12 protein-coding genes are annotated in these 11,194 nt (G+C 66.7%); 6 read left to right on the top strand and 6 right to left on the bottom strand.

What is annotated here, in order from left to right:
• The 4 genes from argH (at position 1) to PKE80_RS00645 (ending at position 3,848) form a co-directional block, all read left to right on the top strand.
• Positions 1-1,374 (top strand): argininosuccinate lyase, encoded by a 1,374-nt coding sequence (gene argH / locus PKE80_RS00630; RefSeq protein ID WP_271180972.1) that lies wholly within the window; start codon positions 1-3, stop codon positions 1,372-1,374.
• 8 nt (positions 1,375-1,382) lie between these two features.
• Positions 1,383-1,682, top strand: a complete 300-nt coding sequence (locus PKE80_RS00635) for a hypothetical protein (RefSeq protein ID WP_271180851.1) — start codon at positions 1,383-1,385, stop codon at positions 1,680-1,682.
• Between the two features lie 9 nt (positions 1,683-1,691).
• Positions 1,692-2,951, top strand: coding sequence for a diaminopimelate decarboxylase (lysA, locus tag PKE80_RS00640; RefSeq protein WP_271180852.1), 1,260 nt, complete (start codon positions 1,692-1,694; stop codon positions 2,949-2,951).
• Between the two features lie 120 nt (positions 2,952-3,071).
• The gene (locus PKE80_RS00645) at positions 3,072-3,848 is read left to right on the top strand and encodes a precorrin-2 dehydrogenase/sirohydrochlorin ferrochelatase family protein (protein ID WP_271180853.1); all 777 of its coding nucleotides are present in this window, start codon (positions 3,072-3,074) and stop codon (positions 3,846-3,848) included.
• Positions 3,849-3,896: 48 nt separating this feature from the next.
• Here the strand turns inward: PKE80_RS00645 and ruvX are convergent, their stop codons facing one another.
• From ruvX to pyrE, 6 genes are read right to left on the bottom strand one after another with little or no spacing between them, the layout of a single operon-like run.
• On the bottom strand, positions 3,897-4,367 hold the full coding sequence (gene ruvX / locus PKE80_RS00650) for a Holliday junction resolvase RuvX (protein WP_271180854.1): 471 nt from the start codon (positions 4,365-4,367) through the stop codon (positions 3,897-3,899).
• A complete protein-coding gene (locus PKE80_RS00655; RefSeq protein WP_271180855.1) occupies positions 4,364-5,485 on the bottom strand; it encodes a DUF3089 domain-containing protein in 1,122 nt (373 codons plus the stop codon). The genes ruvX and PKE80_RS00655 overlap by 4 nt, the downstream gene beginning before the upstream one ends.
• Positions 5,486-5,491: 6 nt before the next feature.
• Positions 5,492-6,412, bottom strand: a complete 921-nt coding sequence (lepB, locus tag PKE80_RS00660; RefSeq protein ID WP_271180856.1) for a signal peptidase I — start codon at positions 6,410-6,412, stop codon at positions 5,492-5,494.
• Between the two features lie 19 nt (positions 6,413-6,431).
• Positions 6,432-6,836 carry a holo-ACP synthase gene (gene acpS, locus PKE80_RS00665; protein ID WP_008831548.1) on the bottom strand — a complete coding sequence of 135 codons (405 nt, stop codon included), beginning with the start codon at positions 6,834-6,836 and terminating at the stop codon, positions 6,432-6,434.
• Positions 6,837-6,861: 25 nt separating this feature from the next.
• The gene (locus PKE80_RS00670; RefSeq protein WP_271180857.1) at positions 6,862-7,602 is read right to left on the bottom strand and encodes a pyridoxine 5'-phosphate synthase; all 741 of its coding nucleotides are present in this window, start codon (positions 7,600-7,602) and stop codon (positions 6,862-6,864) included.
• 56 nt (positions 7,603-7,658) lie between these two features.
• Entirely contained in the window at positions 7,659-8,240 is a 582-nt protein-coding gene (gene pyrE, locus PKE80_RS00675) for an orotate phosphoribosyltransferase (RefSeq protein WP_008831550.1), read from the bottom strand.
• 210 nt (positions 8,241-8,450) lie between these two features.
• Between pyrE and coxB the strand changes: the two genes are divergently transcribed.
• Positions 8,451-9,476, top strand: a complete 1,026-nt coding sequence (coxB, locus tag PKE80_RS00680; protein ID WP_370425204.1) for a cytochrome c oxidase subunit II — start codon at positions 8,451-8,453, stop codon at positions 9,474-9,476.
• A 29-nt stretch (positions 9,477-9,505) separates the two neighbouring features.
• Positions 9,506-11,188 carry a cytochrome c oxidase subunit I gene (gene ctaD / locus PKE80_RS00685; protein ID WP_008831552.1) on the top strand — a complete coding sequence of 561 codons (1,683 nt, stop codon included), beginning with the start codon at positions 9,506-9,508 and terminating at the stop codon, positions 11,186-11,188.
• Positions 11,189-11,194: the final 6 nt, after the last annotated feature.

Here is an 11,194-nt window from a genome sequence, read left to right on the forward strand (position 1 = left end):
ATGTGGGGCGGACGGTTCGCACAGGGACCGTCGGCAATCATGCGCGAGATAAACGCCTCGATTCCCTTCGACAAGGCATTGTGGCGTCAGGACATCGCCGCCAGCAAGGCCCACGTCGCGATGCTGGGCGCCTGCGGTATCGTTTCGGACGCCGACGCGGTGACCATCCGCGATGGCCTCGATGCCGTCGCCGCCGAGTACGAAGCCGATGGCGTGCCCGAGGACTGGGACCTCGAGGACATCCACATGACCACCGAGTCGCGCCTCGCGCAGCTGATCGGTCCGGCGGCTGGGCGCCTCCACACCGCGCGCTCGCGCAACGACCAGGTCGCCACCGACTTCCGCCTCTGGGTGCGCGATGCGATGGACCAGGCCGATGCGGGCTTGCAGGCGCTGCAGGTTGCGCTGGTCACCCGCGCCGGCGAACATGCCGACAGCATCATGCCCGGCTTCACCCACCTGCAGACCGCGCAGCCGGTGACGCTGGGCCACCACCTGATGGCCTATTACGAGATGATCGGCCGTGATCGTTCGCGCTTCGCCGATGCGAGGAAGCGCATGAACCGCAGCCCGCTGGGCGCCGCCGCGCTGGCCGGGACCGGTTTCCCGATCGACCGCACGATGACCGCGCAGGCGCTGGGCTTCGACGCGCCGACCGACAACAGCCTCGATTCCGTGTCCGACCGCGACTTCGCGCTCGATTACCTGATGGCCGCGAGCCAGTGCTCGCTGCACCTCTCGCGTCTGGCCGAGGAGTTCATCATCTGGGCCAGCCAGCCCTTCGGCTTCGTGGCGCTGCCCGATGCGCTGTCCACCGGCAGCTCGATCATGCCGCAGAAGAAGAACCCGGACGCGGCCGAACTGGTGCGCGGGCACTCGGGCCGCATCTCCGGCTGCCTGATGTCGCTGATGATGACGATGAAAGGCCTGCCGCTCGCCTATTCGAAGGACATGCAGGACGACAAGCCGCCGGCGTTCGAGGCGGCGGGCTTGCTGGCGCTGTCGATCGCGGCGATGACCGGCATGGTCGCCGACACCCGCTTCAAGACCGACCGCATGCGCGCCGCCGCCGAACTCGGCTTCGCCACCGCGACCGATCTGGCCGACTGGCTGGTACGTCAGGCCGACATTCCCTTCCGCGAGGCGCACCATATCACCGGTGCCGCAGTCAAGCTGGCCGAGCAGCGGGGAGTGCCGCTCGATCAATTGCCGCTGGAGGACCTCAAGGCCATCGACAGCCGCATCGACGAGCGCGTATTCAAGGCGCTCTCGGTCGAGGCATCGGTCGCCGCGCGCAGTTCGCATGGCGGCACCGCGCCCGAGCAGGTGCGTCTGCGCGTGGCCGATGCCCGCGTTTCGCTCGGTCTGGAGTAAATAGGTTGATGAAGAAGGCCCCAGGGTATTCGGTTGGCGTCGTTCTGGTGCTCCTCAGCCTGGCCGCGTGCGGGCAGAAGTCGGCGCTCGGCCTGAAACCGGGGCAGCAGATGCCGCCTGCGCCTTACGGCCGCGCGGACAAACCGGCGGCCTCGGAACTTCTGACCACGCCGACCATCGCTATCCCCGAGCGCAGCGTCGAGCTGCGGACCCGCTCCGAGGAACGTCAGGACGACCCGTTCGACCTGCCGCCGCCCGAAGCCCCGCAGCCTGACCCGACTACAGCCGCATCCGGCCAGCCCGAGTAAGAAAATTCCATGGATCATTTTGCAATCACAGACGGCGCGATGAACGCCGAACAGGTCCCGCTGGCCGATATCGCCCGCGAAGTCGGCACCCCGGTCTACGTCTATTCCCGGGCGACCCTGTCGCGCCACGCCAGGGTCTTCCGCGAGGCGCTCTCCGCGCTGCCCAGCATCCACATTGCCTTCGCGGTGAAGTCCAACCCGAACCTCGCCGTCCTGCGCCTGCTGGCCAAGGAAGGCTACGGCGCGGACGTCGTATCCGAAGGCGAGATGAACCGCGCGCTGGCGGCGGGCATGAAGGCCGGGGACGTGGTGTTCTCCGGCGTTGGCAAGACGCGCGCCGAACTGGCCGCTGCCGTTCGCGCCGGGATCGGCCAGTTCAATCTCGAGAGTGAGGAAGAGGGCGTCGAACTCTCCGAGATCGCTGCGGAACTGGGCGCCAGGGCCACCTGCACCCTGCGCGTCAATCCGGACGTTGACGCACGCACGCACGCCAAGATCTCGACCGGCAAGGCCGAGAACAAGTTCGGCGTCGCTTACGACCGCGCGGCAGGGATCTACGAACGTCTCTCGGCGCTGCCGGGGCTGGAGATGCGCGGCCTTGCCGTCCACATCGGCAGCCAGATCAGCGACCTCGAACCCTCGCGCCAGGCGTTCATCAAGATGGGTGCGCTGATGGAGACGCTGCGTTCGCAGGGCCTGACCGTCACCCACATGGATCTCGGCGGCGGTCTCGGCGTGCCTTACAAGGCGACCGACGATCTGCCGACGCCTGCAGACTACGGCCGCATGGTGGCCGAGGTCGCCGGGGATTGGGGCGTCACCCTGATGTTCGAGCCGGGCCGCGTCATCACCGGCAATTCGGGCGTGCTCGTGACCGAAGTGGTGCGCGTCAAGCAGGGCACGACGAATCCGTGGATCGTCGTCGATGCGGCGATGAACGACCTCGCCCGCCCGGCGATGTACGATGCCTGGCACGACTTCGCGGCCGTGCACCCCTCGGGCGAGATGATGACCGCGAACATCGTCGGCCCCATCTGCGAAAGCTCCGACACGTTCGCCATGGCGCGCGAAATCGACGTGGTGAAGGCGGGCGACCTCGGCGTGTTCCGCACCGCCGGTGCCTATGGCGCGACGATGGCGAACACCTACAACAGCCGCGCGCTGGTGCCCGAGGTTATGGTCGATGGCGACAAGTGGGCGCTTGTCGCCAACCGCATCGAACCTGCCACGATCCTCGCCGCCGAGCAGGTTCCGGCCTGGCTGGACTGAAGGACAAAGGCCCACCCCCAACCCCTCCCGCTCATCCTGAGCTTGTCGAAGGGGGGAGGGGAGCGAGACTTGGCGATTTATCGCCTAGTCGCAGCGGGGTGGGCGGGCTACGCCTGAGTCATGATCGAAACCCTCCCCCTGTTCCACCGCATCGCCGACCGGCCGGTCGTGGTGCTGGGCGAGGGGGAGGCGGCCGAGGCCAAGCGTCGGCTGGTCGAGCGCGCGGGCGGGGTCGTCTTCCCTGGCCTCGACGAAGGGGTTGCTCGCGGGGCGAGACTGGCCTTCATTGCTCTTGAGGACGACGCTCTGGCCGAAATCGAAGTCGGCAGGGCGCGCGCGGCGGGGATGCTGGTGAACGCCACCGACCGCCCGGCATTATGCGACTTCACGGTGCCCTCGATCCTCGACCGTTCGCCAGTGCTGATCGCGGTGGGAACCGGAGGCGCTTCCGCCGGGCTGGCGAAGCAGTTGCGGCTGCGGCTGGAAGCGCTGCTACCCCAATCGCTGGGCGCACTGGCCGCCACCCTTTACCGTGCGAGGCGCAGGCTGCGCGAGCGGTTCCCCGAAGCGGGCGAGCGTCGCCGCGCGCTGGATGCGGCGCTGACGGCGGGAAGCGTGCTCGATCCGCTGTCGGACGAGAGCGCGGCGCGCGTTGATGCATGGCTGGACGGTGCGGTGGCCGGTGAAGGCCAACAGGTCGAGATCACTCTGCGCAGCGATGATCCGGACGACCTCACCTTGCGCGAGGCGAGGCTGCTGGGCGCGGCGGATGTGGTCATCCATGATCCGCGCGTGGCCGAAGCGATCCTGAACCGCGCCCGCGCCGATGCGGAGCGGCATGCTTCTCCATATGCTCCACCGTATGACGGACTGACGGTCGTGCTGAAACGGGACTAGAGGGCAATCCTCCTCATTGCTGCGCAATAGGGTGCATGCGCCTCCTTTCTAGAACATCCCGCCAGCCAGCGCATCGACGGCGCCCTGCAGGATCACGGCCGCGGCCGCCGAATCGATTCGCGTGGCGCGCTTGGCGCGGCTCATGTCCTGCTCGATGAGGCCGCGTTCGGCGCTGGAGGTGGACCAGCGTTCGTCCCACAGCAGGATCGGCAGGTCCAGTACCGACAGATTGCGGGCATAAGCCCGGCTCGACTGCGCGCGCGGGCCTTCCGAGCCGTCCATGTTGAGGGGCAGGCCGATGACGATGCCCTTGATCGAGCGTTCGCGGATCAGGTCCTCCATCAGCGCCTTGTCGGCCCCGAACTTGCCGCGCCTGATCGTCTTGCCCGGAGAGGCGATGCGCCAGCCCGCGTCGCAGAACGCGGTGCCGATGGTCTGCGTGCCGAGGTCGAGGCCGAGCAGCGCGCCCTTGTCCGGCAGGGTCTCGCGGAACTCCAGCGCACTGGTGGTGGGGGTCACTTTTGCTGCTTCGCCAGCCACGCTTGGGTGCGCCTTTCGAAATCGACCCTGAGGTTCGCCCAGAACAGGGTCATGTCATAGAGGTGATAGTTATTGCCCGGCAGCACATAGGCCCCGAGGTCGAGCTTGGGCGGCGGGCCGATGTGAAGGAAGTGGTCCGGGCCGCAGGTCGCAGGCACGACCTGCGCGGCCATCGTCCCGCTGCGCGCCTTGAAGTCGGGGACGAGAGTGCCGAGGTTCGCCTCGGCCCCTGCGGCGCTGCCGGGCACGCCCGTCAGCGGATTGGTGCACAGGAACGCGCTGCCCGCCACCGACTTCGCGTCGAGCCCGGTGCGCCGTGCATAGGCCTTGAGCAGCATCGCGGTATCCGCCGGGTCGGCGACCGAAAGCCAGCTGACGATGCAGCCGGACCCGTCCGCGCGCTCGCAGGCGGGGACGCCCATCTTCGGCAGGTCATGCTCCAGCGAGACCGGCCAGCCGATCACCCATGCCCCGACGAGGCGCTGCGCCAGCGGCGTCCCGGCGATGCGGTCGCGCATCAGGCGGCGCAGCAGGAACGCGCCCTGGCTATGGCCCGCCAGCGCGATCGGCTGGTCCGGCCTCAGGTTGCGCGTGAATATCTCGAACGAGGCGAGCACGTCGGCGTAGGCAAGGTCGATCGCCTGCGCGGCTTCGGGCTTTGCGGTCAGGAAGGTGCCGACGGCGGCCTGCCGGTAGCGCGGCGCCCAGACTTCGCCCTCGTTGAACGGGCTGGCCATGCCCTGCACGAAGAGGTTCGCGCGGTCGCGGCTGACTGTGTCGTCCAGCGCGGCGTTCCAGGCGTCACGTGCGATGTAGCTGGTGGGGTGGACGAAGAAGACCGCGACCGGGAGTTTTGTCTTGGGGGCCTCGATGCCGGGAGGGAGCCACGAGGAGGGATCGTCCTTCAGGCCCGGCCGCGCGACCCACATCGCCGGGTTGTTCCACGATTCGGGCGGCAGCGCCTGCTGTTCCGCAAAGGAAACGTTGGGCACGAAGGCCATCTCGGTCAGGTCCTCGGACCAGAACCACAGGGCCAGCATCAGCGCCAGCACCGCTACCGTCAGCCCCGCGATGACGTAGAGGAACTTGCGCGCCATGCCCGGTCAGTACGCCTTGGACGGATCGACGCGCGGACGCAGGCTGGTGAAGGCCCGTCCGTCGCGCATGGAACTCCACCAGGTCAGCGGGTTCCAGCTTTGCGAGCCATCGAGCGAGAAGGTGATGAACTCCGCCCGTCCGCCGATGTCGGACAGCGGCACCGGACCGCCGAGGCCGCCGTCGGGCTGGCCCTGCCAATTGGTGGTGAAGGGCGCGCGGCTGTCCGCCGAACGGTCGCGGTCGTCACCCATCAGGAAGACGTGGCCTGCGGGGATCGTGACCTCGGGATAGTTGTCGAGGCTCTGCGTGACATAGTCGATCACCTGATAGCTGGCCCCGTTGGGCAGCGTCTCGCGGTAGGTCGGCAGTTCGTAGACCTCGCGGCCGGAGGGCAGGCGGGTGCGGTATTGCTCGAAGCCGTCGTAGCAGTGGCCCGGCTCCTGCCCTTCGCAGGTCAGCTTGTCGTCGGCGGGGATCTGCACCGGCGGCTCGATCTCGCGCGGGATGAACTTGCCGTTGAGGCGGATGCGGCCGTCGATCACGGCGATGCGGTCTCCCGGACGGGCGACGACGCGCTTGATGAGGTCGGCCTTGCGATTGCCGGGCACGACGATGACGATGTCGCCATAGGCGGGCGTGGAGCCGAGGATGCGCGTGGTCGAGCGCGGCAGCAGGTGGAAGCTCAGCGACGACCAGTTCCAGCCGTAAGGATACTTCGACACGACCAGCCGGTCCCCCACCAGCAGCCCCGGCATCATCGAGATCGAGGGGATGTAGAACGGCTTGGCCACCAGCGAGTGGAATGCCAGCACGCCCAGCAGCATGAGGAAGAGGCCGCGTAGCTCCTGCCACCAGTTGGTGGTGCGGGGCTGCCTTGCCGGCTTGGCCTGTTCGAGGGAGTCTGGCCGGGCGGTCTGTTCGGTCATGCGGGGGGAAACTCGGCGATTAGGAGAGGGGGCGCGCTTCGATGATCACGAAGGCCTGCGCCCATGGGTGGTCGTCCGTGAGTGTCAGGTGAACCACGGCTTCATGGCCTGCGGGGATCATGGAATCCAGCCGTTCCTTCGCGCCGCCGGTCAGCGCCAGCGTCGGCGCGCCGGAGGGAGCGTTGACGACGCCGATGTCCTTCATGAACACGCCCGCCTTGAACCCGGTTCCGACCGCCTTGGAAAACGCCTCCTTGGCGGCGAAGCGCTTGGCCAGCGTGCCCGCGATGGTGTGCGGGCGGCGGGCGGCCTTGGCGCGCTCCACCTCGGTGAAGACGCGACCCAGAAAGCGGTCGCCGTAGCGTTCGAGCGAACTGGCGATTCGCTCGATGTTGCACAGGTCCGAGCCGAGACCGATGATCATGCCCGGGCTCCCGCTTGCTTCGTCATCACCGCACCTCGTCCATCAGCGCGCGCATCTTCTTCACGCTGGCTTCCAGCCCGATGAAGATCGCCTCGCCGATGAGGTAGTGACCGATGTTGAGTTCCGCCAGTTGCGGAATCGCCGCGATGGGCTGGACGTTCTCGTACGTCAGGCCATGCCCGGCGTGCGGCTCGATGCCGTTCTTGGCCGCGAGCGCCGACATGTCGACGATCCGGCGCAGCTCATGCGCGACCTGTTCGCCCTCGGCATGGGCATATTCGCCGGTGTGGAATTCCACCACCGGGGCGCCGAGCTTCATGGCCGCTTCGATCTGGCGCGGCTCGGGGGCGATGAACAGGCTGACGCGAATCCCTGCGTCCGACAGGCGCGAGACGATCGGCGCGAGGCGATTGTGCTGGCCCGCCGCGTCAAGGCCGCCCTCGGTCGTGCGCTCCTCGCGCCGCTCGGGCACGATGCAGGCGGCGTGAGGACGGTGGCGCAGGGCGATCTCGAGCATCTCGTCGGTTGCCGCCATCTCCAGGTTGATCGGCAGGCCGGTCGCCTCCGCGACGCGGAAGAGGTCGTCGTCGCGGATATGGCGGCGATCCTCGCGCAAGTGCACGGTGATGCCGTTGCCGCCCGCGCGCGCCACGATCTGGGCGGCGCGGGCCGGGTCCGGATGCTCGCCGCCGCGCGCGTTGCGGATCGTCGCGACATGGTCGATGTTGACGCCGAGACGCAGGCGGGCGGGCTTGAGCACGTTCATTCTATCATCCTGAGCTTGTCGAAGGATTGTCCGATCAGGGAGCGACGTTCCGAGATTTACTGGGCGCGGCTGCCGGGCTTCACCGCCTGCGAAGAGGCCAGTTCGGGCGGCAGTTCGTCCGGCGCGTACGTCGGGAAGTTGAGCGCCACGAGCGGGAAGAACGGCACGCCCAGATCCACCGACCCGGCCGAGCGATCGACCAGCGAGGCCGCCGCGATCACCGTGCCGCCGGCCTCCTCGATGGCCTTGATGGCTTCGCGGCTGGACAGGCCGGTGGTGACCACGTCCTCGACCATCAGCACCTTGTCGCCCGGTTCCAGCGAGAAGCCGCGGCGCAGTTCGAAAGTGCCGGTGGGGCGCTCGACGAACATCGCATCGACCTGCAGGGCGCGGCCCATCTCCTGGCCGATGATGACGCCGCCCATCGCGGGCGAGACGACCTTGGTGATCTGCTTGCGAATGTCGTGCGGCAGCTTGGATGCGATGGCGACGGCAAGACGCGCGGCGCGGTCGGGGTTCATCAGGACGCGGGCGCACTGAAGATAGTACGCGCTGTGGCGGCCGGACGACAGCAGGAAGTGTCCTTCCAGCAGCGCCTTGCAGGCGCGGAATTCGGCGAGGACCTCTTCTTCGAGCATTTGCAACTATACCTCTGGAGCGTTTTTCGAGTGTTCGCGCGCAGTTCGTCTGGCGCTTGCGGCAAAAATTCCCCTAGAGGCGCTTGAGACGGGCGGCAAGGCCGCGTATAGCCCGGCCCAAAGGGGGCGAAAAACGCCGCCATGACAGGGGTGCGCTTGAAGTCGTTGATACGGCACGGGCGTTCGAAGGAAGTGGAAGCGCAAAAAACCATGACATTGGGCAAGATTTCCATTGGTGCAGGAAGGGTTCGCAGAGCCCTTGGACTATCACTCGCCAGCGTGCTGACGTTCGCCGCGCCTGTAATGGCGCAGGACGCCGCCGCTCCTTCCGCCGGAAGTTATACCCCGATGAAGCCGACGCCGGGCATCGGCATGCCGGTCGACGGCGGTATCAACCTCCAGCAGCAGTTCTCGCCTACGGGTGAATACGGCGAATGGCTGCACCACGGCCTGCTGTGGATCTGCCTCATCATCTCGCTGTTCGTGCTGGCGCTGCTGGCCATCGTCATCGTGCGCTTCAACCGTCGCGCCAATCCGGTGCCGTCGAAAACCAGCCACAACACCGTGCTCGAAGTGGTGTGGACGCTGGCGCCGGTGCTGATCCTGATCGGCATCGCGGTGCCCTCGATCGACCTCATCGCCAAGCAGTACAAGCCCGCGCCCAAGACCGCGCTGACCGTCAAGGTCACCGGCAACCAGTGGTTCTGGACGTACGGCTACCCGGATAACGGCGACTTCGAGGTGATCTCGAACATGCTGAACATCCCCGGCCAGCCGGTGGTCAACAACGGCGTGCGCGAAGTCGGCTCCAAGCCCTGGGACGGTCCGTCGCACCTCGAGGTCGACAACCGCATGGTCGTGCCGGTCGGCGAACCGATCCGCCTGCAGATCACCGCCACCGACGTGATCCACTCGTTCGCGGTGCCCTCGCTGTGGTTCAAGCTGGACGCGGTGCCGGGCCGCATCAACGAGAAGGTCCTCTTCATCGAGAAGCCGGGCGTTTATTACGGCCAGTGCTCCGAACTGTGCGGCGCCAAGCACGGCTACATGCCGATCGCGGTCGAGGCGCTGCCGCGTGATAAGTATAATGCCTGGGTCCTGACCCATGCCGGCGCGGAGATCGACGGGCAGAAGAAGCCTGCGGCCGCCGCCGAATCCGCTGCGGCTCCTGCCGCCGCTCCCGCCGCAGACGCTTCCGAAGCGCCTGCCGGCGAAGCGACCGCCGAAGCCGAATAATAGCGATACGAGAGGACAGGGTCCCCACCATGGCAACCACCGCTGACCACTTCCAGGCTCACCCGGAAGACCACGGCCATCACGCCGAACACAAGCCCGCGTTCTTCGCGCGCTGGTTCATGTCGACCAACCACAAGGACATCGGCACGATGTATCTGATCTTCGCGATCTTCGCGGGGATCATCGGCGGTGCCTTCTCGGGCATGATGCGCGTCGAGTTGAACGAGCCGGGCATCCAGTATCTCGACACCTTCGCGCGCTGGTTCGGCGCGGTGAACCCGGACTTCAACACCACGCTGCACACCTGGAACGTGCTGATCACCGCGCATGGTCTGATCATGGTGTTCTTCATGGTGATGCCCGCGATCATCGGCGGCTTCGGCAACTGGTTCGTGCCGATCATGATCGGCGCGCCGGACATGGCGTTCCCGCGCATGAACAACATCTCGTTCTGGCTGACGGTGGCGGGCTTCTGCTCGCTGCTGTGCTCCGCCTTCGTGCCGGGCGGCACGGGTAACGGCGCGGGCACCGGCTGGACGGTCTATGCCCCGCTCTCGACCAGCGGTTCGCCCGGACCTGCGGTGGACTTCGGCATCTTCGCGCTGCACCTTGCCGGTGCCGGCTCGATCATGGGCGCTATCAACTTCATCACCACGATCTTCAACATGCGCGCGCCGGGGATGACCATCCACAAGATGCCGCTGTTCGTGTGGTCGGTGCTGGTGACCGCGTTCCTGCTGCTGCTCTCGCTGCCGGTCCTCGCCGCCGCGATCACCATGCTGCTGACCGACCGCAACTTCGGCACCACCTTCTTCGACGCTTCGGGCGGCGGTGATCCGGTGCTCTACCAGCACCTGTTCTGGTTCTTCGGCCACCCCGAAGTCTACATCATGATCCTGCCGGGCTTCGGCATCATCTCGCAGATCATCTCGACCTTCTCGAAGAAGCCGGTGTTCGGCTACCTCGGCATGGCTTACGCGATGGTCGCGATCGGCGTGGTCGGCTTCATCGTGTGGGCGCACCACATGTACGCCACCGGCCTTTCGGTGAACACCAAGATGTACTTCACCGCCGCCACCATGGTCATCGCGGTGCCGACCGGCGTGAAGATCTTCTCGTGGATCGCCACGATGTGGGGCGGTTCGGTGGAGTTCAAGTCGCCGATGGTATGGGCGATGGGCTTCATCTTCCTGTTCACCGTGGGCGGCGTCACCGGCGTATACCTTGCCAACGGCGGCATCGACGACGTGGTGCACGACACCTACTTCGTCGTCGCGCACTTCCACTACGTGTTGTCGCTGGGTGCGGTGACCGCGCTCTTCGCCGGGTTCTACTACTGGTTCCCGAAGATGAGCGGCCGCATGCACTCGGAGTTCCTGTCCCACGTCCACTTCTGGATCTTCTTCGTGGGCGTGAACATGATCTTCTTCCCGATGCACTTCCTGGGCCTGCAGGGCATGCCGCGCCGCTATCCGGACTACGCGGAAGCCTATACCCACTGGAACCACATCGCGACCGTGGGCTACATGGTTATGGCCTTCAGCCTCGTGATCTGGTTCATCAACATCATCTACGCCTTCACCGCCGGTAAGAAGGTGGGTGACAACTACTGGGGCGAAGGCGCGACCACGCTTGAGTGGACGCTCTCCAGCCCGCCGCCGTACCACCAGTTCGAGACCCTTCCGGTCATCGGCGAGACGGTGCACCACTGATCCCCT

The organism is Novosphingobium resinovorum (assembly GCF_027922145.1).
GTDB lineage: Bacteria > Pseudomonadota > Alphaproteobacteria > Sphingomonadales > Sphingomonadaceae > Novosphingobium > Novosphingobium resinovorum.